The organism is Allobosea sp. NPDC055594, from assembly GCF_053618995.1.
The window spans coordinates 12,043-34,771 of record NZ_JBSHIO010000003.1 but is presented as its reverse complement, the minus strand read 5'-3'; the positions used below and the strand labels follow the sequence as shown (position 1 = coordinate 34,771).

Here is a 22,729-nt window from a genome sequence, read left to right as displayed (position 1 = left end):
GCGATCGACCGCTATCCTCTCCCCATCATCCGGACGGCGCCGTGCGCGCCCGGGCTGACGCGCCGCCATGCCTTGGCTCTCGGCGGCGCCGCACTCGCCGGCACGGCCTTGTTGCCGGCTGCGGCGCGTGCCGAGCTGGTCATCGACCTGCGCAAGGGCACCTTCCAGCCGATGCCGATCGCGATCGCCGATTTCGCGGGCGAGGGCGGCGTCCAGGTTTCGGGCATCATCACCAACAATCTGAAGCGCTGCGGCTATTTCCTGCCGATCGAAAAGGCGCGCCATCCCGAGAAGAACCCGCCCTTCGACAGCGTGCCGCAATTCGAGGCCTGGAAGAGCGCCGGCATCCAGGCGCTGGTGACGGGCCGCGTCTCGCGCGACGGCGCCGGCCGCCTCAAGGCCGAGTTCCGGCTCTGGGACGTGCTGACGGGCCAGCAGATCGACGGCCAGCAATACTTCACCGATCCCAATAATTCCCGCCGCGTCGGGCACATCATCTCGGACGCGGTGTTTACCAAGGTCACCGGCGTCGGCGGCTTCTTCGACACCCGCGTCGTCTTCGTCGACGAGTCCGGGACGAAGGAAAGCCGGCGCAAGCGGCTTGCGATCATGGACCAGGACGGCGCCAATGTGCGCTACCTGACCGATGGCGCGGTCTCGGTGGTGACGCCGCGCTTCTCGCCGGTGGCGCAGGAGGTCACCTATATGGCCCAGCGCACCGGTGAACCGCCGCGTGTCCATGTGCTCAACATCGAGACCGGGCAGCGCCAGGTCGTCGGCAACTTCCCCGACATGACCACGAGCCCGCGCTTCTCGCCCAATGGCGCGCGCATCGCGCTCAGCCTGCAGCAGGGCGGCAACGCCAATCTCTACGCGATCGACATCGGCTCGCGCACCACGACGCGGCTAACCTCGACCCCGGCGATCGACACCTCGCCCTCCTATTCGCCCGATGGCGCGCAGATCGTCTTCGAGAGCGATCGCGGCGGCTCGCAGCAGCTCTATCTGATGGGCGCCGGTGGCGGCGAGGGCAAGCGCATCTCCTTCGGCCAGGGCTCCTATTCGCAGCCTTCCTGGTCGCCGCGCGGCGACCTCATCGCCTTCACCCGCCAGGGTAGCGGCGCCTTCTCGATCGGCGTGATGCGGCCCGACGGCTCGGGTGAGCGCATCCTGACCGAGGGGTTCCACAACGAGGCGCCGAACTGGGCGCCGAACGGCCAGTACATCATGTTCTTCCGCGATCCCGGCGGGCAGTCCGGGGGCAAGCTCTACATGGTCGACATCACCGGGCGCGTCGAAGTACCGGTGCCGACCCCCGCCTTCGCCTCGGACCCGACCTGGTCACCGCTGCTCACCGCCGCGCGCTGAGGCGGGCGGAGAGCATCCGGGGGCCCCGCGCCGGTGCGGCGTCGAGCCCTAAGGACGTCCGCACGGACCGCGCCGGCAGGCAGGCTGCTTTCAGCGGCGCTCGTACATTTTCAGGACGCGGAACGGCAGGCCCGCAGCGTGCCTATGGTACATTTTTGCCACGGGCGGGCGAATGCAGTAGATGGTGGCGTTTTATTAACCATGCGCCGCAATGCCGCCACTTCGCCTTGGTTTGGCAAGGTCTCGTTTAGGTTGATACATCATTGATTGCAGGACGTACGACGCCGAAAAGGCGCGTCCTCGCCTTGGAAAGCCCGGAGAAACATTATGCTCGCGTCCTTCGCCGCCAGCGCGCGCACCGCGCGCTTCGCCGTTGCCATGCTGGGCGCGCTCGCCCTCGGCGCCTGCGCCAAAGACCAGAATGCCGATGGCTTCGGCGCCGGCGGAGCGGCGACCCCGGGCAGCGCTCAGGACTTTGTCGTCAATGTCGGCGACCGCGTGTTCTTCGAGACCGATTCGACCGATCTGACACCGACCGCCGTGGCCACGCTCGACAAGCAGTCGGCCTGGCTCGGGCGCTATCCGCGCTATACCTTCACCATTGAGGGCCATGCCGACGAGCGCGGCACCCGCGAATACAACTATTCGCTCGGTGCCCGCCGCGCCCAGACGGTGCGCGACTATCTGGCTTCGCGCGGCATCCCGGCCAACCGGATGCGCACGATCTCCTATGGCAAGGAGCGCCCCGTTGCTGTCTGCAACGACATCTCCTGCTGGTCGCAGAACCGCCGCTCCGTGACCGTGCTCGACGCCGGCGCCGGCGTCTGAGGTTCCCTCCGGGACGCGAGAGGGCCGGCGCTTCCCGAGAGGAAAGCGCCGGCCCTTTCACATTTTGGCCGTGGTATCGCGGTGTGATAGGCTCTGGTTTCGACGTAGGGCGGTTTGCTGGATGATGATCGGGTCGAGAATCTGCGTTTTCTCTGCGAAGCGACGGGGTGTTCTTCATGGCGTCGCCGCCGCGGCGCTGGCCTTTGTCGTCGGCGTCGGGGCGCTGCCGGCCTCTGCGCAGGATGCCGCCGACCTGCTGGTGCGCACGACGCGGCTCGAGAACCAGCTGCGCCAGCTCTCGGGCCAGATCGAGCAGCTGCAGTTCGAGAACCGGCGCCTGACAGAGCAACTCCGGAAATTCCAGGAGGATGTCGACTTCCGGTTTTCCGAGCGTGGTGGCGCGCGTTCCGGCGCCGCGCCGGCCTCGCCGCCGCCCCAGCCATCGCGCCAGCGCCGCGGCGACGCCTTCGATCCCGCGGCCAATCCGAGCGCGGCCGGTGCGCCGCGCCGGATCGGCGAGGTGATCGACGATGACTTCGCCGGCAGCTCCACGGCAGGGCAGGGGCCGCTCGACATTTCCGGCGTCGGCCGTCAGCCGCAAGGCGCGCTGCCGCCGGCCGCACCGCGTGGTCCGAGCGTCGCCGCCGCCGGTCAGGCCGCCAGCCCGCGGGAAATCTACGACGTCGCCTATGCTCATGTGCTGCGCAAGGAATATGAGCGGGCCGAGATGAGCTTCCGCGAATTCCTGCAGAGCTATCCGCGTGACCGGCTCGCGCCCGACGCGACCTTCTGGCTTGGCGAGAGCTATTTCCAGCGCCAGCGCTATCGCGAGGCCGCCGAGCAGTTCCTGAAGATTTCGCGTGATTATCCCAAGGCCGGCAAGGGCCCCGACAGCCTGCTCAAGCTCGGCATGGCGCTGAACGGGCTCGGTGCCCGCGACCAGGCCTGCGCCACCTATGCCAAGGTCGGGATCGATTATCCCGGCGCCTCGAACGCGGTGCGCAAGGGTGTCGAGCGCGAGCAGAAGCGCGCCCGCTGCGCTTGAGCGCGGCGCCGCCCGCCGCCGCCGCCGCGCCGGCGGCACTCTCGGAGGCCGAAGCGGAGGCGCTGTTCGCGCCGCTGGCCGCCGAGGAGCGCCTGCTGGTCGCCGTATCGGGCGGCCCCGATTCCCTCGCGCTGCTCGCCCTGCTCTCTGACTGGGTGAAAGCCCGTGCGGGGCGGCCGGCACTCTATGCCGCGACCGTCGATCATGGCCTGCGACCTGAGGCCGCCATGGAGGCGGCTGCGGTCGGGCGTCTCTGCCGCAGGCTCGATGTTCCCCATGCCATCATCCGTTGGGAGGGCGAGAAGCCCCGCTCGGGCCTGCAGGAGCAGGCACGGCTGGCGCGCTATGCGTTGCTCGCCGAGCAGGTGAGGGCGCTTGGCGGGGGTGTCATCGTCACCGCTCATACGCTCGACGACCAGGCCGAGACCCTGCTGATGCGGATGGCGAAGGGTTCGGGTCCTGGCGGCCTTTCCGGCATGCGCGCGCGTACCGTCAAGGAAGGCGTGCCGCTGGCCCGTCCGCTGCTCGGGGTCGCGAAGGCGCGCCTCGTCGCCACCTGCCTGGCGCGTGGTCTCGATCATGCCAGCGATCCGTCGAACGAGGATACGAATTTCACCCGCGTGCGCTGGCGTAGGCTGATGCCGCTATTGGCGGAAGAGGGGCTGACATCGGCCCGGCTTGGCCAGCTGGCGACACGAATTGCACGGGCGGAACAGGCGCTGGATCAGCGTATGGCGGCCTTGCTGCCCACCTTGTCGACGTGGGGTGAAGACGGTTTGCGGCTCGATTTCGCGGCCCTGTGCCGCGAGCCGGAGGAGATGGTCATCCGCGTTTTGGGGCGAGCGCTGGCGGCGTTCCAGCCGGATGTCGCAGCGAGACCCGACATGCGTCTCGAAAGGCTGGAAAGCTGTGCTCTCGCCCTGGCCGAGGCGGCGCGAGATGGCCAACCGCTCCGACGCACGCTCGCCGGCTGCGTGCTGCGGCTTGCCGGCGACGGCGGGCTGACCGTAGCGCGCGAGCCGCCGCGGCGACGCGGCGTTCACCCTGCGGCGGAATGAGGCGGGCAAAACGCAGCCTTCCCTTGGCAAAAAGGGCAGAGGCTCCTAGATTAGACCGTGAATATCTCAGGCTCGTCCGGCACTTCCGCTGGAGAGCGGATCGGAACCCTGATGAATCCGAACTTCCGAAATTTTGCCCTCTGGGTGGTGATCTTCCTGCTGGTTCTGGCGCTGGTCACCCTGTTCCAGAGCCCGAGCCAACGGGTCAGCACCAATGAGATCCCCTACAGCCAGCTGATCAACGAGTCCGAGGCCGGGCGTATCACCAATGTCGTGGTGGCCGGTCAGGAGATAACCGGCACCTTTTCGGATGGCCGCAGCTTCGTGACCTATGCGCCCTATGGCGACCCGGCCCTGCTGAAGACGCTGGCGCAGAAGGGCGTTCAGGTCTCGGCCCGCGCTCCCTCCGAGGGCACGCCCTGGTTCATGGCGCTGCTGGTCAATTCGCTGCCCTTCGTGATCTTCATCGGCCTGTGGATCTTCATGTCCCGCCAGATGCAGAACGGCGCCGGCCGCGCCATGGGCTTCGGCAAGTCGAAGGCGAAGCTCCTCACCGAGGCGCATGGCCGCGTCACGTTCGAGGACGTCGCCGGCATCGACGAGGCCAAGGAGGATCTGCAGGAGATCGTCGAATTCTTGCGCGATCCCCAGAAGTTCCAGCGCCTCGGCGGCCGCATCCCGCGCGGCGTGCTGCTGGTCGGCCCTCCGGGCACCGGTAAGACGCTGACCGCGCGCGCCGTCGCCGGCGAGGCGAACGTGCCGTTCTTCACGATCTCGGGATCGGACTTCGTCGAGATGTTCGTTGGCGTCGGCGCATCCCGTGTCCGCGACATGTTCGAGCAGGCCAAGAAGAACGCGCCCTGCATCATCTTCATCGACGAGATCGACGCCGTCGGCCGTCATCGCGGCGCCGGCCTCGGCGGCGGCAATGACGAGCGCGAGCAGACCCTCAACCAGCTCCTGGTCGAGATGGACGGCTTCGAGCCGAACGAGGGCGTGATCATCATCGCCGCGACCAACCGGCCCGACGTGCTCGACCCGGCGCTGCTGCGTCCCGGCCGTTTCGACCGCCAGATCGTCGTGCCGAACCCGGATGTCGCCGGCCGCGAGAAGATCCTGCGCGTGCATGTGCGCAAGGTCCCGCTCGCTCCGGATGTCGACCTCAAGGTGCTGGCCCGCGGTACGCCGGGCTTCTCCGGCGCCGACCTGATGAATCTCGTCAACGAGGCCGCTCTCCTCGCCGCCCGCCGTGGCAAGCGCATGGTCACGCATCTCGAATTCGAGGACGCCAAGGACAAGGTTATGATGGGCGCCGAGCGCAAATCGATGGCGATGTCCGAGGAGGAGAAGAAGCTGACCGCCTATCACGAGGCCGGTCACGCCATCGTCGGTCTCTATGTCCCGGCCGGCATCCCGGTCCACAAGGCGACGATCATCCCGCGCGGACGTGCGCTCGGCATGGTCAAGTTCCTGCCGGAGGGGGATCGCTACTCGATGAAGTTCAAGGAGTTCACCTCGCAGCTCGCGGTCGCCATGGGTGGGCGCGTCGCCGAGGAGATCACCTTCGGCAAGGAGAACATCACCTCCGGCGCGACCGGCGACATCCAGCAGGCGACCAAGATGGCGAAGGCCATGGTCACGCAGATGGGCTATTCGGAGGAGCTCGGCCTGGTCGCCTATGGCGACAATCAGGAGGAGGTCTTCCTGGGCATGTCGATGGGCCGCAGCCAGAGCATCTCGGAATCGACGGCGCAGAAGATCGACAGCGAAGTCCGCCGCCTGGTCAACCAGGGCTATCTCGACGCCAAGGAGATCCTCAGCAAGCACCATGACGAGTTCGTCGCGGTGGCCGAGGCGCTGCTCGAGTTCGAGACGCTGACCGGCGACGAGATCCGCGACCTGATCGCCGGCAAGCGCCCGATGCGCGATACCGACGACACGCCGCACGCTCCGCGCGGCTCGGCCGTGCCGAGCGCCGGCAAGGGCCGCAAGCGCGACGAGCCCGATGCCGGTCTGGAGCCGCAGCCGCAGGCCTGAAGCGGTTTTCAGGAGAACGAGATCGGGCGGCCCATCGGGCCGCCCTTTTCTTCGAGAGGGGCAGGCTTCGGAAGGCTCTGCCCGGTGGTTTTCCTCGAAGGCGTCCTTGGCGGCGCGGGGCGGATACGTTTCGTCACAATTTGTGAGGAGATGAGCGGGCTTTCAGCCTGTATGACCGCACAAGGTAATGTCGAGCCGACAAGGCTCCAGGGAAGAACTTCGACCATGACACGCAAATACTTCGGCACCGATGGCATTCGCGGCCGCGCCAATGGCGTGATCACGCCGGATCTGGCGCTGCGGGTGGGCCAGGCGACCGGTCTTGCCTTTCGCCGCGGCGAACACCGCCATCGCGTGGTGATCGGCAAGGACACGAGGCTGTCGGGCTACATGATCGAGAACGCGCTCGTCGCCGGCTTCACCTCGGTCGGCATGGACGTCCTGCTCCTGGGACCGATGCCGACGCCCGCCGTCGCGATGCTGACGCGCTCGATGCGTTCCGATCTCGGCGTGATGATCTCCGCCTCGCACAACGCCTATGAGGACAATGGCATCAAGCTGTTCGGGCCGGACGGCTACAAGCTCTCCGACGAGGTCGAGTCCGAGATCACCCGGCTGATCGACTCCGATCTCGGCAAGCAGCTTTCGGCTTCGCCAGCGCTCGGCCGGGCGAAGCGCATCGAGAGCGCCGACGCCCGCTATATCGAGTTTGCCAAGCGCACCTTGCCGCGCAATCTCAGCCTGGAAGGGCTGCGTATCGTCGTCGACTGCGCCAACGGCGCCGGCTACAAGGTCGCGCCCGAGGCGCTCTGGGAACTCGGGGCCGAAGTCATCGCCATCGGCGTCGAGCCGGACGGCTTCAACATCAACCGCGATGTCGGCTCGACCAAGCCGGAGGCGCTGAGCCAGAAGGTCCGCGAGCTGCGTGCCGATATCGGCATCGCGCTCGATGGCGATGCCGACCGCGTGCTGATCGTCGACGAGAACGGGCAGGTCGTCGATGGCGATCAGCTGATGGGCGTGATCGCGCGCAGCTGGCAGGAGGACGGGCTGCTTTCGGCGCCGGGTATCGTCGCGACCGTGATGTCCAATCTCGGGCTCGAGCGCTATCTGGCAGGGCTGGGCCTGTCGCTGGCCCGTACCGCCGTCGGCGATCGCTATGTGCTGGAGCATATGCGGGCCAATGGTTTCAATCTCGGCGGCGAGCAATCGGGCCATATCATCCTGTCCGATTATGCGACGACCGGCGATGGGCTGGTCGCGGCGCTGCAGTTGCTGGCGGTGGTGAAGCGCAAGGAGAAGCCGGTTTCCGAGGTCTGCCATTGCTTCGAGCCGCTGCCGCAGATCCTCAAGAACGTCCGCTACAAGCAGGGGCGGCCGCTGGAGGAGAAGCCGGTGGTCAGCGCGATCAAGGCGGCAGAGCAGATGCTGGGCGAGAGTGGGCGCCTGGTGATCCGGCCCTCCGGCACGGAGCCGGTGATCCGGGTCATGGCCGAGGGCGATGATCGCGACCTGGTCATGCGGGCGGTCGACGAGGTCGTGGAGGCGGTGGCGAAGGCCGCGGCCTGAACCCGGCTTTGGTTTCGCCGCGTCTTTCGTCGCCGCGAACCTGACAGGACGGCAAATCACGGCAGCGCTGGAGCCATGCGCAAGGCTCCGGCGCTTCTTTGTCTGGCGGCCCCGGGCTGGCCCGGTATTCGGCGCGGCCAAGCATGGCCAAAGATGATGTGGCCGAGAGTCTGAGCTCCGGGGCGCTGCAGCGCTCTCGTTCACGCAAAAGTAGGGTTAGGTTTTAAGGTTAAGTGTCGTTTAAGAAATCAATGGCAAGGTCTTCCCATCGGTAACTCGCGCGAGCTGCGTTCCGCCTGCGCAAACACGAAGGAACCCTGCCATGGGCAGCCTTAAAACCCTAGCGCTCGCCGGCGCCATGGCTCTGGGCGCTTCCGCCGTCGCCAAGGCTGCTGATTTCCCGGTCGCGCCTCCGCCGCCCCCGCCGGAGCCCGTCGCGCTGCGCGGCACGCTTTCCTCTGGCATCTATCTGCGCGGCGATGTCGGCGTCGGCATCACCAGCATCGGCAAGTACGAGCAGGACGATCTGCGCAATGGAGGCGGAGTCTTCATCAGCGAGGGCGATCGCACGACGACCTTCTTCGCCGGGCTTGGCCTCGGCTATCGCTTCAACAACTGGTTCCGCGTCGACGGCACGCTCGAATTTCGTGGCGGCGGCGAGGCCAGCGCCACGGACAGGTGGGACTACACCAACCAATACGGCCGGCCCGGCATCCTGACCAACACCTATAAGGGCAATGTCAGCTCGATGGTGGCGTTGTTTAACGCCTATGTCGATCTCGGCACCTGGAACTGCCTGACGCCCTATCTCGGCGCTGGTATCGGCGTGGCGCAGAACCGCGTGACCGGCCTCACCGACCAGGGCGCCAACTGGATCGATCCCACCGGCCAGTACGCCGCGATCATCCAGCCGACGCTCGGCACGGCCGGCAGCGGCTCGAACACCAACATGGCCTGGGCGCTGATGGCCGGTGTCGGCTACGAGGTGAACAAGAACCTGACCCTCGAGCTCGGCTACCGCTATCTCAATCTCGGCGACGCCCATTCGGGTCGTCTGGTCAATGCCTTCACCGGGCAGATCCAGGGCCCGCTGAAGGTCAAGGACATCGACAGCCACGACATCCGCATCGGCATGCGCTGGAATTTCGGCGACCCGGATTGCTGCGGCCCGAAGGAGCAGCCGATCTACGCGCCGGCCACCCACGTCGTCCGCAAGTACTGATCCGTCTCCGCCTTGCATCACGAGGCCGCGCGAACCCGGTTCGCGCGGCCTTTTCTTTTCAACCAGCCATCGCCTCGGCGTTTCGGGGAGGCTTGCGTTGGAATGTCGGGTTCTTGCTCGCTATGGGGCGAGCCGGCTGCGCAAGGCCGCAGCGACCTCCTCCAGCTCCTGCGCGGGCGGCTGCGCCGGCAGCGTGAAAGCCTCGATGCCCTGCTTGAGATAGACTGCCGAGGTGATGTCGTGCCGGTGATGCATCGGCACGATATGGGCATGGGCGTGGTTCACATGGATGCCGGTGTATAGCATGGCGACCCGCTCGACCGGGTAGAGCGCCTTCATCTCGCGGGCGAGGCGTTGCGACACCGTCATGATCTTGCCGGCGAGCTCGGGCGGGATGTCCTCGAACCAGGGATAATGGGCGCGCGGGATCACCAGCGTATGGCCCGGCCGGACCGGATGGATGTCGAGAAAGGCGAGGACATCCTCGTCCTCATGAACCGCGTGGCAGGCGATCTCGCCGCGTGCGATCCGGCAGAACAGGCAATCATTGGTCATCCCGGCCTCCAGCCTAGCACCCGGCGCGCAGGTCCGCTGGCCGGGGAGAGGCCTATGATTGACATACTCCCCTAGAGTATTCTAGGCCTAGAGAATGAAATGCCATGCCGCATAGCCCGGAAGAGAAGAAGCGTGCTGTCGCGCGCCTGCGCCGCATCCGGGGGCAGGCCGAGGCGCTGGAGCGCGCCGTCGAGGCCGGCACGGATTGCAGCACGCTCTTGCAGCAGATCGCCGCGTTGCGCGGCGCGGCCAACGGGCTGATGGCGGAAGTGCTCGAAGGCCATCTGCGCGAGACCTTCGGCCAAGCGCGCGGCGGCTCGCTGGGCGGGCAGGGGGCGGCGGACTTCGACGCCGATGCCGAGATCGACGGCATCATCAGGACATTGCGCACCTATCTGAAATAGGCGCGCCGGGACCAGTTCAAGGAGGACATCAAGATGAAGACACGCGCCGCCGTCGCCTGGGAGGCCGGAAAGCCGCTGACCATCGAGACCATCGAGATCGGCGGCCCGAAGGCCGGCGAGGTGCTGGTCGAGGTGATGGCGACCGGCATCTGCCATACCGACGCCTATACGCTGTCGGGGCTGGATTCCGAGGGCAAGTTCCCGGCGATCCTCGGCCATGAGGGCGCGGGTATCGTACGCGAGGTCGGCGCGGGCGTCACCACGCTGAAGCCAGGCGACCATGTCATCCCGCTCTACACGCCGGAATGCCGCAGCTGTAAGTCCTGCCTGTCGCGCCGGACCAATCTCTGCACCTCGATCCGCGCCACCCAGGGGCAGGGCCTGATGCCGGACGGCACCTCGCGCTTCTCCTGCGATAGCGGCACCGTGTTCCATTATATGGGCTGCTCGACCTTCGCGAACTTCACGGTCTTGCCGGAGATCGCGCTGGCCAAGGTCCGCGAGGACGCGCCCTTCGACAAGATCTGCTATATCGGCTGCGGGGTGACGACCGGCATCGGCGCGGTGATCTACACCGCCAAGGTCTGGCCCGGCGCCAATGTCGTGGTCTTCGGCCTCGGCGGCATCGGCCTCAACGTGATCCAGGGCGCCCGCATGGTCGGCGCCGACAAGATCATCGGCGTCGACATCAACCCGGCCAAGCGCGCCATGGCCGAGAAGTTCGGCATGACCGACTTCGTCAACCCGCGCGAGATCGGCAACGACAAGGTGGTGCAGGCGATCGTCGACCTGACCGGCGGTGGCGCCGACTTCTCCTTCGATGCGACCGGCAACACCGATGTGATGCGCCAGGCGCTGGAGTGCTGCCATCGTGGTTGGGGCGAGTCGATCGTCATCGGCGTCGCCGAGGCTGGCAAGGAGATCGCGACGCGTCCGTTCCAGCTGGTCACCGGCCGGGTCTGGAAGGGCACTGCCTTCGGCGGCGCGCGCGGGCGCACCGACGTGCCGAAGATCGTCGACTGGTACATGGAGGGGAAGATCAACATCGATGATCTGATCACCCACAAGCTGAGCCTGGACGAGATCAACCATGGCTTCGACCTGATGCATGAGGGCAAGTCGATCCGCTCGGTGGTGGTCTACTGAGGCGGTCGTTCTTCCGCCGCATCGAGCGGGCAGCAAGGCGGTAGGGTCGGTCTTGAGCCGACCATCGTACAGAACGGTGCTGCCCGTCATGGTCGCCCTCGTGGCGACCATCCACGTCTTCGGTCGCCACAGGCGGTGGTCAGGACGTGGATGCTCGGGACAAGCCCGAGCATGACGCGAGTGTGCCGCCGGTGGTCCGGCCGGCGATGAACGACCGAAAGGAATTGCGATGGAACTCGTCTCCTCCTCGAAGGCTTTTGGCGGCCAGCAGCGCGTCTATCGCCATGACAGCGCGGCCTGCGCCTGCCCGATGACCTTCGCGGTCTTCCTGCCGCCGCAAGCGGAGGCGGGCCCGGTTCCGGTGCTCTGGTATCTCTCCGGACTGACCTGCAGCCATCAGAACGTGATGGACAAGGGCGAGTACCGGGCGGCGGCGGCCGCCAACGGCATCGCCATCATCTGCCCCGACACCTCGCCGCGCGGCGAGGGTGTGCCGGACGAGCCGGAGAACTGGCAGTTCGGCTCGGGCGCCGGCTTCTATCTCGACGCGACGCAGGCGCCCTATGCGACGAACTACCGGATGGAGAGCTATATCCGGGACGAATTGCCGGAGCTCGTCGCCCGCGAATTGCCGCTCGACATGTCCCGCCAGGGCATTTTCGGCCATTCCATGGGCGGGCACGGGGCGATCACGCTGGCGCTGAAGAATCCCGGGCGCTACGCCTCGGTCTCGGCCTTCGCGCCGATCAGCCAGCCTTCCACCGCCGGGTGGTCGCGGCCGGCCTTCGAGAAATATCTCGGCCCGGACGAGGCGGCCTGGCGCGGCTATGACGCGACCCTGCTGATCGCCGACGGGCATCGCGTCAAGGAACTGCTCGTCGACCAGGGCACCGCCGACGGCTTCCTGCAGGAAGGGTTGCGGCCGCAGCTGCTCGAACTCGCCTGCACCACGGCCGGCATTCCGCTGACGTTGACGATGCGGGAGGGCTACGACCACTCCTATAATTTCGTCTCGACCTTCATGGCCCAGCACATCGCCTGGCATGCCGAGCGGCTGACGGCTGGCTGAGGAACGCCTTCCCCGCTGCGGCGTTGAGCTGGCAGCTCCGCATTGGGGAATGGCCATGGCATCGGCGATCTCGTCCGGCAGAGGCAAGCGCTCCCTGTTCACGCGGCTTTCGCAGGCGACGGCGCATTGGGCCGGCAAGCCGCAGACCTTCTTCGTCGCGCTCGCGGTCATCCTGGTCTGGGCGGCGTCGGGGCCGTTCTTCGGCTTCAACGACACCTGGCAGCTCGTCATCAACACCTCGACGACGATCGTCACCTTCCTGATGGTCTTCATCATCCAGAACAGCCAGAACCGCGACACCGCCGCGATGCAGATCAAGCTCGATGAGCTGATCGCCAGGATCGAGGGCGCGCGCGAGGAGCTGCTCGATCTCGAGGAACTCGACGAAGACAAGATCGAGACGATCCGCGGGGAGTTCGAGGCGATCGCCCGCAAGGCGCGCTCTGGAAAGCGTGGCTAGAGATTGCTGCATTTCACTCGGAACCGCAGCGTCATCCCGGGCTGGCCCCGGGATCCATCCTGGAGCTCCGGAGCCCTACGATGGATCCCGGAGCGGCGCCGCTATCGCGGCTTGTCCGGGATGACGAAACCCTCTGCAGAAAACCGCCAAACGCTAACCCGCCAATACAAAGTCGAAGCGGCCGAGCTGGCCGCCCTCGGCCGGACGCAGCTTCATCAGCAGCCTTGAATCGAACAGTCCGTCGCGGCGATTGCCGGGCTCGTCCGGGAAATAGAGCTGCGTCGTCAGCACCGGGCTCTGCGCGCCGCCGCGCAGCTTGACGTGGAGATGGCGGGTGCGGCCGGGATAGAGCCCGGGCGCCCGGGTGATGAACTGGTAGCGGCCCTGCTGATCGGCGAAGAGATGGCCGCGAAAGCGGAAGCTGCGATTATCGTATTGGCCGGACGGATCGGCCTGCCAGAAATCGAGCAGTGCGCCAGGGACTGGCCGGCATTGCCGCGTCAGCACGAAGCCGCTCAGGGCGAGCAGCTGGCCTGTCCCATCCTCGCGCAGATCGGAGCGCTGCGGCGATGACGGCGTGAAATAGGGGCCTTCGGTCTGGCGCGGGGTCGCGGCAGCCTGGCCGTCGCAGGCGGGTGTCGCCGGCAGCTCGGCGCCTTGCGCCAGCGCTTCGGGCGGCAGGGCGAGGCTGGCGAAGCCCGCGGCCGACAGGCTCGCGATGATGAGGTCGCGGCGGCTCGGTGCTGCGGTCATGGTCTGCTATCTCCCATTCGCTGGTCCACGCCGTTCTTGCCGGGCAGCTTCGGGCAGATTTCAGGCAGAGCGCATCTGGCTCGCCGAACTGTGATGCGCGGTGCCGCTCGGCATCTGCCCACCACGCGGGTCGGGTCGCGGACGCGAGCGCTGGCGGCGGCCGCGCTTTTTCGGCACAGTCGCGCCAAGGGGAATCGGCCGGCAAGGCGTCCCATTCGAGACAGTATCAAGGGGACGACATGCCGACCGATATCGAGATCGCCCGCAAGGCGAAGCTGCAGCCGATCGGGGCGATCGCCGCCAAGGCCGGTATCCCGGACGCGGCATTGCAGCCCTATGGAAAATACATCGCCAAGGTCGATACCGGCGCGATCGCCGAGTTCACCGCGCGGCCGGACGGCAAGCTGATCCTGGTCACGGCGATCAGTCCGACGCCGGCCGGCGAGGGCAAGACGACGACCACGGTCGGTCTCGGCGACGGGCTGTCTCGGCTTGGCAAGCGCACCATGATCGCCCTGCGCGAGCCCTCGCTCGGTCCCTGCTTCGGCCAGAAGGGCGGCGCTGCCGGCGGCGGCCATGCCCAGGTCGTGCCGATGGAGCAGATCAATCTGCATTTCACCGGCGATTTCCACGCCATCACCAGCGCACATAATCTGCTCGCGGCGATGCTCGACAATCATGTCTACTGGAGCAACGAGCTAGGCTTCGATGCCCGTCATGTCGCCTGGCGCCGCGTCATGGACATGAACGACCGGGCGCTGCGTAGCGTGGTCTCCTCGCTCGGCGGGGCGAGCAACGGCTTCCCACGCGAGGACGGCTTCGACATCACCGTCGCCTCCGAGGTGATGGCGATCTTCTGCCTCGCGACCGACCTGGCCGATCTCGAGGCGCGGCTCGGGCGTATCGTCGTCGGCCGCCGGCGCGACAAGAGCCCGATCACCGCAGCCGATCTCAAGGCGGCGGGCGCGATGACCGTGCTGCTCAAGGACGCGCTGATGCCGAACCTGGTGCAGACACTGGAGGGCACGCCGGCCTTCGTCCATGGCGGGCCCTTCGCCAATATCGCCCATGGCTGCAATTCCGTGATCGCGACGCGCGCCGCGCTCAAGCTCGCCGACTATGTCGTGACCGAAGCCGGCTTCGGGGCCGATCTCGGGGCCGAGAAGTTCTTCGACATCAAATGCCGCAAGGCCGGGCTGAAGCCCGATGTCGCCGTGGTGGTCGCGACCGTCAGGGCGCTGAAGATGCATGGCGGCGTCGCCCGCGACGCGCTCTCGGCCGAGAACCTGCCGGCGCTCGAGGCAGGTCTCTCCAATCTGGCGCGGCATGTCGACAACCTCCGCAAGTTCGGTGTGCCGCCGATCGTCGCGATCAACCATTTCGTCAGCGATACGCCGGCCGAGCACGCGCTGATCCAGAATTTCTGCCGCAACCATCTCGGCGTCGAGGCGGTGATCTGCCGGCACTGGGCGCAAGGTGGCGCCGGCACGGAAGAGCTCGCCGCCAAGGTCGCGGCGCTGGTCGAGAGCGGCGAGGCCGATTTCGCGCCGCTCTATCCGGACGCGCTGCCGCTGCGCGAGAAGCTCGAGAAGGTGGCGCGCGAAATCTATGGTGCCGCCGGCATCTCGGCCGATGCCCGGGTGAGCGCGCGCTTCGCCGAGCTCGAAGCGGCCGGGCATGGCGACCTGCCGGTCTGCGTCGCCAAGACCCAGTACTCCTTCTCCGCCGATCCGACGCTGCGCGGAGCGCCGTCCGGTCATACCGTGCCGGTGCGCGAACTCAGGCTGGCGGCGGGCGCCGGCTTCGTGGTGGCGATCTGCGGGGACATCATGACCATGCCGGGCCTGCCGCGGCAGCCGGCGGCCGAGCGCATCCATATCGATGCGAACGGGCAGATCGAGGGGCTGTTCTAGCTCGCCGGCGACCTGGCGGCGGACGCTGCGTCAACAAAACATAAACCATATCGTCGCAATGATCCTATTCCGCTCCTTCCGAATCCCCGGAAAGGCGCGTGGTCGGAGGTCTTTGCCCTATGCGCTTGCTCGATGCCTGGCGCAGCTCCGGTCTGAAGGGGCGCGTTCTGGCCCTCGTGCTGGCGACGATGGTCGCGATCGCCCTGCCGGCCTCGGGCATCTTCCTCTGGATCGTCAACGGCACGGTGGTGAAGCTCGGCACCCTCTTCGCCGAGAAGCAGATCCTGTTCGACCGTTTCCGCGGGCTTGAGGCCCTGATGCGCGAGGTTTCGCTGGCCGAGACCGTGGCGCGCGCGCCGGTGATCGTCGAATGGGCGCAGGATGAGCGTGACCCGGAAAAGGCCAGGCGCGGCCTTGCCGAGCTCGAGCATTACCGGCTGTCCTTCAATGATCGCAGCTATTTCGCGGTCGTCGACAAGAGCGGCAACTACTACTTCAACGACAAGGACAACAGCTACGAGCACAACCGGCTGCGCTACGCCGTCTCGCCGGACGCGCCGCAGGACGCCTGGTATTTTAAGACGCGCGCACTCGGCAAAGGCTGCCATCTCAACGTCAATCGCGACGAGACGCTCGGTGTCACCAAGGTCTGGATCAACTGCATCATCCAGAAGGACGGGCAGGTGCTCGGGCTTATCGGCACCGGCGTCGACCTCACCCAGTTCATCAGGGAGGTCGTCGAGTTCCCGCAGACTGGCGTGCAGAGCATGTTCGTCGACCTGCAAGGGGCGATCCAGGCGCATCGCGACCCGCGCGTCGTCGACTTCCACAGCCTGACCAAGGACATCTCGGCGAAGAAGACGATTTTCAACCTGCTCGACCGCGAGACGGATCGCGTGGCGCTGGCAGAGATGATGAAACAGGTCTCGCGTGGCGACGTGCTCGTGCTCTCGCGCTTCATGCAGATGGAGGGGCGCGAAGTGCTGGTCGGCGTCGGCTTTCTCGACCGGCTCGGCTGGTTCAACGTCACCGTGATGGATGTCGACGCGATCATCGATCGCAAGCTGTTCATGCCGCTGGCGGCCCTGATCGCCGCGATCCTGCTCGCGGCCGCGACGCTGATGACCCTTCTGTTCAAGCGCAAGGTGCTCGACCGGCTCGCCTGGGTCGAGCAGGGACTGGCGCGGCTGCGCGGCGGTGATTTCAAGGCGACTGCGCGCGAGGACGGTCATGACGAGATCGCCCGCCTGGCGCACGCCTTCAACGAGATGGCGCAGGCGGTCGGCAACAATACCGGGCGGCTCGAAGCGATGGTGCGCGAGCGCACCGAGCAGCTGGAACGCCTGGCGCAATACGACCCGCTGACCTCGATCCTGAACCGGCGCGGCTTCGACCACGCCTTCGCGCGCGAGCAGAACCGGGCCCGGCGCGAGGGCAAGCCCTGTGGCCTGCTGATCGTCGATCTCGATCGCTTCAAGCGCGTCAATGACGAGCACGGCCACCAGGGCGGCGATGCGGTGCTGGTCGCCTGCGTGCAGCGCATGTCGTCGGTGCTGCGCAATTACGATGCTTGCGCCCGCTGGGGCGGAGACGAGTTCATCCTTTTGATCAGTGGCTGCGATGTGCCGGCGCTGTCGGCGATCGCGGCCAAGCTCGGGGCCAATCTGCGCGATGCGCCGGTCCCGCTCGCGGATGGCCGGATGGTCGCGGTGACGGCCAGCATCGGCGCGGTGCTGGTCGGCCAGGATGAGAGCCTGTCCGATGCCGCCGCGCGAGCGGATGCGGCGCTCTACGAGGCCAAGCGCAATGGTCGCGATCGCTTCGTGCTGCACAAGACGCCATTGCGGGCGGCGTAGCCCTCCAGGACACCGGACCGAGAAGCGAAATCCACTTTTCGGGCCAACCAGTGCAACGCGGTGAAGCCGCCGCAACGGAGCTGAAGCCAGGGAAGGGCAGTTCAGGGATTGCCGAGCGGCAATGTGATCTCCTCGGGCCGCAAGGGCCGCACCGCGCCCTTGGCGAGGTCGCCGAGCGGCAGGGCGCCGATGCCGACCCTGACGAGGCGCTGCACCTTGGCCCCGGCCGCCTCGACGATGCGCCGGATCTGCCGGTTGCGGCCTTCGTCGATCACCATCTCGATCCAGGCATTGCGCCGGCCATGGCGCAGCAGCGTCGCGGCCCGGGTCGTGAGGCGCTCCTCGCCGTCGACGGCGCCGGCACGGAGCCTGGCCAGCATCGCCTCGTTGGGCACGGTGTCGATCTGGACGTGATAGGTCTTCTCGACGCCGGAGGCGGGGTCGAGAATGCTCTGCGCCCAGCGCGTGTCGTTGCTCATCAGCAGCAGGCCCTCGCTCGCCTTGTCGAGCCGGCCGACCGGGGCGAGGAAGGGCAGGTCGAGCCCATCGAGGCAGGCATAGACGGTTTCCCGTCCTTCCGGATCATGGCGCGTCGTCACCATGCCGCGCGGCTTGTTCACCATCAGATAGATGCGCTGCTCGGCCGAGACCGTCTCGCCATCGACGGCGATCCTGGCGCGGCCCATGTCGAGGCGCAGCGAAGGGTTTCGGGCGGGCCGGCCATCGACCCGGACGCGGCCGTCGAGGACCAGGCGCTCCGCCTCGGTGCGCGAGCAATAGCCGAGCTTGGAAAGGGCGCGCGCGAGGCTGACGAGACCGGCCGGGCCGGGGTCAGATCGTCTGGTCATGGTCGGAGATTCCAAAGGGAGGGCCGGCTTTGCGCCATGGCGTTCCCTTGCGAAGCACCAAGGCCCTCATGGAGCGGCCGTGCCGCGCGGGAGCGCGTTGCCGGCCTTATCGTCGCGGGGGAGCGGTGCTGTTCTGAATGGCACCGCGCAGGCGCCGTGGCCGACCGCAAGGCCACATTCCCCGAACCTGCGGCTGCCCGCAGGGTCCGGGGCTAGGTGCCCGCGATGATAACGCTCCCGGGGCGCCAGGAGCGCGACAGAGTGCAGATATTGCGCTTCATCGCGCCTAGAAAACGGCTGACGCCGAGGCTGTCAATCCTGGGATCACCGGCGAGCCGGCGGCGACCGTTCACAATCGCGCAAGCCTCGCCCTTGCATTGCAGCCCTGGATTGCATCTGCTGCCCCGGCCCATTTTGGGCTGGGGGACATTATGACGACCAGAGTTCTTGCCGCGCTTGCAGCGACAGCCACCCTGCTTGGCGGCTGCAATGAAACCATTACCCGCACGACCACTGCCGGAAAGCCCGTGCTCGCCTATGCGATGGCCATGTACACGGATGGCTCATGCTGGTCCTGGGAGCCACCCGAAGTCTCGGTGGCGACGCCGCCTGCAAATGGGCGGGTGGCGCATGCGCTCGTGAAGGCTCCGCTCCAGATGCCCGGCAGCAAATGCGACGGGCAGGTCGTCGACGCCCGCGTGTCGCTCTATAAGCCCAATCCTGGCTTTCGTGGCCAGGACCGTCTCACATTGTTGTATGACGGCATACGCAATGATGGTGGTGGACGCTTCGTCACCAGCAAGGACGTCGTCATCGACGTGAAGTGAGCCGGAGCGCTGCGGGTTCCGCCTGCGCCGAAATGCGGCTAAGAGCCTGATGCGTTATCGTGTCAGGCTACCATGTCCCACAACAGTTTCGGCCATCTCTTCCGCGTCACCACCTTCGGCGAAAGCCATGGGCCAGCCATAGGCTGCGTCGTCGATGGCTGCCCGCCGCTGATCCCGATCACCGAGGCGGAGATCCAGCTCGAGCTCGACCGGCGCCGTCCCGGCCAGTCGCGCTATACGACCCAGCGCCAGGAGCCGGACGAGGTCCGCATCGTCTCCGGCGTCTTCACCGACGAGGCGAGCGGCGCGCAGGTCACCACCGGCACCGCGATCGGGCTGATGATCGACAATGTCGACCAGCGCTCGAAGGATTATTCCGAGATCAAGGACAAGTACCGGCCGGGCCATGCCGATTTCACCTATGACGTGAAATACGGCATCCGCGACTATCGCGGCGGCGGGCGCTCCTCGGCGCGCGAGACGGCGATGCGGGTCGCGGCCGGGGCAATCGCCCGCAAGGTCGTGCCCGGCCTCAAGGTCCGTGGTGCGCTGGTGCAGATGGGCCCGCACAAGATCGACCGCGGCAATTGGGACTGGGAGGAGGTTTCGCGCAACCCGTTCTTCTGCCCCGACGCCAAGGCCGCCGCCTTCTACGCCGATTATCTCGACGGCATCCGCAAATCCGGTTCCTCGATCGGCGCGGTGCTGGAGATTGTCGCCGAGGGCGTGCCGGAGGGGCTGGGCGCGCCGATCTACGGCAAGCTCGATGCCGATATCGCCGCGGCGCTGATGAGCATCAACGCGGTCAAGGGCGTCGAGATCGGCGAAGGTTTCGGCGCCGCCGAACTCTCCGGCGAGGACAATGCCGACGAGATGCGCGCCGGCAATGACGGCAAGCCCTTGTTCCTGACCAATCATGCCGGCGGCATCCTGGGCGGCATCTCGACCGGCCAGCCGATTGTCGCGCGCTTCGCGGTGAAGCCGACCTCCTCGATCCTGTCGCCGCGCGCCACCGTGACGCGCAGCGGTGGCGAGGCCGAGATGTTCACCAAGGGGCGCCACGACCCCTGCGTCGGTATCCGGGCCGTGCCGGTCGGGGAGGCGATGGTCGCCTGCGCGCTCGCCGACCATTATCTGCGCCATCGCGGCCAGGTCGGGGTGGTGGAGCCGCGCTGGCCGTTCGGGCGCTGAGGATTGCTGTGTTTCCCGGGCGAAGCGCAGCGCAGACCCGGGAAACACACGATCGGCCGGCTGGTCTTTTGAGATGGTCGGGCGAGGCCCGATCCTGGCGGTAGCGACACAAATTTCAGTATCACTGAAATTTGTGTAACGGTTCATTGCGGGCGAAGCGCTGGCGTATTAGATTGACGCCATGAAACTCGACGCCTGGCTCCAACAGCAGAAGATCGGCCGCAGCGCCTTTGCGCGCCAGGCGGGCCTGTCGCCCGCGAGCGTGACCGCGCTCTGCAACGACCCCGATGCCTGGATCTCACGCGAGAGCGCCGAGCGCATCGCCGCCGCCACCGGCGGTGCCGTCACCCCCAATGATTTCCTGGGCCTGCAGGGCCCCCGCGAGGCCGCCATGACCCAGAGCAATGTCGCCGAGACCATCGAAGCCTTCGCGCGCGGCGAGATCGTGATCGTCACCGATGACGACGACCGCGAGAACGAGGGCGACCTCATCGTCGCAGCCTCGCTCTGCACGCAGGAGAAGATGGCCTTCATCATCCGCAACACCTGCGGCATCGTCTGCGCGCCCCTGACCGGCGACGAAGCCCGCCGTTTGCGGCTCGACCCGATGGTCTCCTCCAACGACGCCCCGCTCGGCACCGCCTTCACCATCACGGTCGACGTCAAGCACGGGCTGACCACCGGCATCTCGGCCGAGCAGCGCAACAACACGGTGCGCGCGCTCGCCAACGGCAATATGGGCGCCGCCGATTTCGTCCGCCCGGGCCATGTCTTCCCGCTGATCGCCAAGGAAGGCGGTGTGCTGATGCGCTCCGGCCATACGGAGGCGGCCGTCGATCTCTGCAAGCTCGCCAATCTGCCGCCTGTCGGCGTGATCTGCGAACTCGCCAACGATGACGGCACGGTGATGAAGGGGCCGCAGATCGCCGCCTTCGCCGAGAAGCACAAGCTGAAGCAGATCACCGTCGCCGACCTGATCGCCTATCGCCAGGCGCGCGAGAAGCTCGTCGAGCGCGTGCACTCCTTCCCGGTCAAGACCGAGTTCGGCGAGATGACCGGCCATGTCTATGTCACGCGCTTCGACGACACCCAGCACTTCGCCTTCGTGATGGGCAAGCTCGGCGATGGCGAGAAGGTGCCGGCCCGGCTGCATCGCGCCAATGTCGTCGCCGACGTGCTCGGTGGCGCCTCCTCGATCCAGTGCGCGCTGCGCCGGTTCCAGAAGGAGGGGCGCGGCGTGCTGGTCTATCTGCGCGACGGTTCGGCCGGCGTGCCGATCAAGAGCGTCGAGGAAGGCTCGGATGCGGTGCGCTTCCAGCAATGGCGCGAGATCGGCCTCGGCGCCCAGATCCTGCGCGATCTCGGCGTCGCCTCGATCGTCAACCTCGCCTCGACCTCGCGCTCCTTCGTCGGTCTCTCCGGCTTCGGCATCGAGATCGCCGAGACCGAGCCGCTGGAGTAGGGCTTCGCGCTGCCGGAAATCCAAGAGGTTGGGCCCTCATCCTGAGGAGCGGCCGCAGGCCGCGTCTCGAAGGATGATCCAGCTGGTGTCGGAGCCTCCTGGAGCATCCTTCGAGACGCCGCTTCGCGGCTCCTCAGGATGAGGCTCTGCGGTGTGATCTCCGTATGACGGGAACGTCACCCCCGCATCAGCGCCATGACATGCGCAGCCACCGATTTCGACAGGCCCTCGAGATCGTAGCCGCCTTCCAGGATCGAGACGAGCCGGCCGCCGGCATGGCGGTCGGCGAGTTCCATCAGCTTCTGCGTCGCCCAGGCGAAGTCCTGTTCCTTCAGGTTGATATTGGCGAGCGGGTCGCGCCAATGCGCGTCGAACCCGGCCGAAACGATCACGAGATCCGGCTGGAAGGCTGCGATCGACGGCAGGATCGCGCTCTCATAGGCATCGCGGAAAGCATCGCTGCCGTCCCCGGCGCGCAAGGGGGCGTTGACGATGGTGCCGTGCTCGCCGCGCTCGGAGGCTGCGCCGGTGCCGGGAAACAGCGGCATCTCGTGGATCGAGGCGTAGAGCACGCTGGCATCGTTCCAGAAGATCTCTTGCGTGCCGTTGCCGTGATGGACATCCCAGTCGAGAATCGCGACCCGTTCGGCGCCGTGAGCCTGCTGCGCATGCCGGGCGGCGATCGCGGCATTGTTGAAGAAGCAGAAGCCCATGGCGCGCTTGCTCTCGGCATGGTGACCGGGCGGACGCATGGCGCAGAAGGCATTGGCGGCGCGCCGGGTCATGATCTCGTCGACGGCGAGCACGGCGGCGCCGACCCCGTGCAGTGCAGCCGAGGGCGTGCCCGGCGACATCGTCGTGTCGGCATCGAGCTCGACGAGGCCGTCCCGCGGCGCAGCGGCGACCACGCCCTGCACGAACGGGGCGGGATGGCAGAGTTCGACCTGCGCCAGCTCGCCCTCTGGGGCGGTGACACGCTGCAGGGTCGCGAAGCGCTCGTCCTCGAGCGCGCGCTCGACGGCGCGAATCCGGTCGGGGCGTTCGGGGTGGCCGGTCGGCGTGGCATGCTGGAGGCTGGAAGGGTGGCTGATCAGGAGCGTGGTCACGCGGAAGGCTCT

The 22,729-nt window shown here is 67.0% G+C and carries 20 protein-coding genes; 16 read left to right on the top strand and 4 right to left on the bottom strand.

Annotated elements, in window-relative coordinates; all coding sequences use genetic code 11:
• The first annotated feature begins 54 nt into the window (after window positions 1-54).
• The 7 genes from tolB to ACWGRX_RS07240 all read left to right on the top strand — a co-directional run bounded on the left by tolB (window position 55) and on the right by ACWGRX_RS07240 (window position 9,127).
• The gene (tolB, locus tag ACWGRX_RS07270) at window positions 55-1,368 is read left to right on the top strand and encodes a Tol-Pal system beta propeller repeat protein TolB (RefSeq protein ID WP_452117346.1); all 1,314 of its coding nucleotides are present in this window, start codon (window positions 55-57) and stop codon (window positions 1,366-1,368) included.
• Between the two features lie 327 nt (window positions 1,369-1,695).
• Window positions 1,696-2,196, top strand: coding sequence for a peptidoglycan-associated lipoprotein Pal (gene pal / locus ACWGRX_RS07265; RefSeq protein ID WP_291642597.1), 501 nt, complete (start codon window positions 1,696-1,698; stop codon window positions 2,194-2,196).
• Window positions 2,197-2,320: 124 nt separating this feature from the next.
• Complete coding sequence (gene ybgF / locus ACWGRX_RS07260; protein WP_452116990.1) at window positions 2,321-3,241, top strand: tol-pal system protein YbgF; 921 nt, start codon at window positions 2,321-2,323, stop codon at window positions 3,239-3,241.
• Window positions 3,238-4,299, top strand: coding sequence for a tRNA lysidine(34) synthetase TilS (tilS, locus tag ACWGRX_RS07255; protein ID WP_452116989.1), 1,062 nt, complete (start codon window positions 3,238-3,240; stop codon window positions 4,297-4,299). The genes ybgF and tilS overlap by 4 nt, the downstream gene beginning before the upstream one ends.
• Before the next feature lie 111 nt (window positions 4,300-4,410).
• Window positions 4,411-6,336 carry an ATP-dependent zinc metalloprotease FtsH gene (ftsH, locus tag ACWGRX_RS07250; RefSeq protein ID WP_291642592.1) on the top strand — a complete coding sequence of 642 codons (1,926 nt, stop codon included), beginning with the start codon at window positions 4,411-4,413 and terminating at the stop codon, window positions 6,334-6,336.
• Window positions 6,337-6,561: 225 nt separating this feature from the next.
• The gene (glmM, locus tag ACWGRX_RS07245) at window positions 6,562-7,905 is read left to right on the top strand and encodes a phosphoglucosamine mutase (RefSeq protein WP_452116988.1); all 1,344 of its coding nucleotides are present in this window, start codon (window positions 6,562-6,564) and stop codon (window positions 7,903-7,905) included.
• A 322-nt stretch (window positions 7,906-8,227) separates the two neighbouring features.
• The gene (locus ACWGRX_RS07240; protein WP_452116987.1) at window positions 8,228-9,127 is read left to right on the top strand and encodes an outer membrane protein; all 900 of its coding nucleotides are present in this window, start codon (window positions 8,228-8,230) and stop codon (window positions 9,125-9,127) included.
• A gap of 120 nt (window positions 9,128-9,247) precedes the next feature.
• Here ACWGRX_RS07240 and ACWGRX_RS07235 read toward each other — a convergent pair whose 3' ends face one another.
• Window positions 9,248-9,682, bottom strand: a complete 435-nt coding sequence (locus tag ACWGRX_RS07235) for an HIT family protein (protein WP_452116986.1) — start codon at window positions 9,680-9,682, stop codon at window positions 9,248-9,250.
• Between the two features lie 104 nt (window positions 9,683-9,786).
• Between ACWGRX_RS07235 and ACWGRX_RS07230 the strand changes: the two genes are divergently transcribed.
• From ACWGRX_RS07230 to ACWGRX_RS07215, 4 genes are all read left to right on the top strand, one after another.
• Window positions 9,787-10,086: a metal/formaldehyde-sensitive transcriptional repressor gene (locus tag ACWGRX_RS07230; RefSeq protein WP_452116985.1), complete on the top strand. Its 300-nt coding sequence runs from the start codon at window positions 9,787-9,789 to the stop codon at window positions 10,084-10,086.
• Window positions 10,087-10,119: 33 nt separating this feature from the next.
• Complete coding sequence (locus ACWGRX_RS07225; protein ID WP_291642583.1) at window positions 10,120-11,232, top strand: S-(hydroxymethyl)glutathione dehydrogenase/class III alcohol dehydrogenase; 1,113 nt, start codon at window positions 10,120-10,122, stop codon at window positions 11,230-11,232.
• Window positions 11,233-11,461: 229 nt separating this feature from the next.
• Window positions 11,462-12,301: an S-formylglutathione hydrolase gene (gene fghA / locus ACWGRX_RS07220; RefSeq protein WP_452116984.1), complete on the top strand. Its 840-nt coding sequence runs from the start codon at window positions 11,462-11,464 to the stop codon at window positions 12,299-12,301.
• Between the two features lie 55 nt (window positions 12,302-12,356).
• Complete coding sequence (locus ACWGRX_RS07215) at window positions 12,357-12,761, top strand: low affinity iron permease family protein (protein WP_452116983.1); 405 nt, start codon at window positions 12,357-12,359, stop codon at window positions 12,759-12,761.
• 153 nt (window positions 12,762-12,914) lie between these two features.
• Here the strand turns inward: ACWGRX_RS07215 and ACWGRX_RS07210 are convergent, their stop codons facing one another.
• A complete protein-coding gene (locus ACWGRX_RS07210; RefSeq protein WP_452116982.1) occupies window positions 12,915-13,514 on the bottom strand; it encodes a dioxygenase family protein in 600 nt (199 codons plus the stop codon).
• 239 nt (window positions 13,515-13,753) lie between these two features.
• Here ACWGRX_RS07210 and ACWGRX_RS07205 point away from each other — a divergent pair, with 239 nt between their 5' ends.
• Window positions 13,754-15,427, top strand: a complete 1,674-nt coding sequence (locus tag ACWGRX_RS07205; protein ID WP_452116981.1) for a formate--tetrahydrofolate ligase — start codon at window positions 13,754-13,756, stop codon at window positions 15,425-15,427.
• 119 nt (window positions 15,428-15,546) lie between these two features.
• The gene (locus ACWGRX_RS07200; RefSeq protein ID WP_452116980.1) at window positions 15,547-17,283 is read left to right on the top strand and encodes a sensor domain-containing diguanylate cyclase; all 1,737 of its coding nucleotides are present in this window, start codon (window positions 15,547-15,549) and stop codon (window positions 17,281-17,283) included.
• 101 nt (window positions 17,284-17,384) lie between these two features.
• Here the strand turns inward: ACWGRX_RS07200 and ACWGRX_RS07195 are convergent, their stop codons facing one another.
• Window positions 17,385-18,131, bottom strand: coding sequence for a pseudouridine synthase (locus tag ACWGRX_RS07195; RefSeq protein ID WP_452116979.1), 747 nt, complete (start codon window positions 18,129-18,131; stop codon window positions 17,385-17,387).
• 431 nt (window positions 18,132-18,562) lie between these two features.
• Here ACWGRX_RS07195 and ACWGRX_RS07190 point away from each other — a divergent pair, with 431 nt between their 5' ends.
• From ACWGRX_RS07190 to ribB, 3 genes are all read left to right on the top strand, one after another.
• Complete coding sequence (locus ACWGRX_RS07190; RefSeq protein ID WP_452116978.1) at window positions 18,563-18,958, top strand: hypothetical protein; 396 nt, start codon at window positions 18,563-18,565, stop codon at window positions 18,956-18,958.
• A gap of 72 nt (window positions 18,959-19,030) precedes the next feature.
• Entirely contained in the window at window positions 19,031-20,149 is a 1,119-nt protein-coding gene (gene aroC, locus ACWGRX_RS07185; protein ID WP_452116977.1) for a chorismate synthase, read from the top strand.
• Between the two features lie 181 nt (window positions 20,150-20,330).
• Window positions 20,331-21,611 carry a 3,4-dihydroxy-2-butanone-4-phosphate synthase gene (ribB, locus tag ACWGRX_RS07180; protein WP_452116976.1) on the top strand — a complete coding sequence of 427 codons (1,281 nt, stop codon included), beginning with the start codon at window positions 20,331-20,333 and terminating at the stop codon, window positions 21,609-21,611.
• 176 nt (window positions 21,612-21,787) lie between these two features.
• On the opposite strand, the gene ACWGRX_RS07175 is transcribed toward ribB, so the two are convergent.
• The gene (locus ACWGRX_RS07175) at window positions 21,788-22,717 is read right to left on the bottom strand and encodes a histone deacetylase family protein (protein ID WP_452116975.1); all 930 of its coding nucleotides are present in this window, start codon (window positions 22,715-22,717) and stop codon (window positions 21,788-21,790) included.
• Window positions 22,718-22,729: the final 12 nt, after the last annotated feature.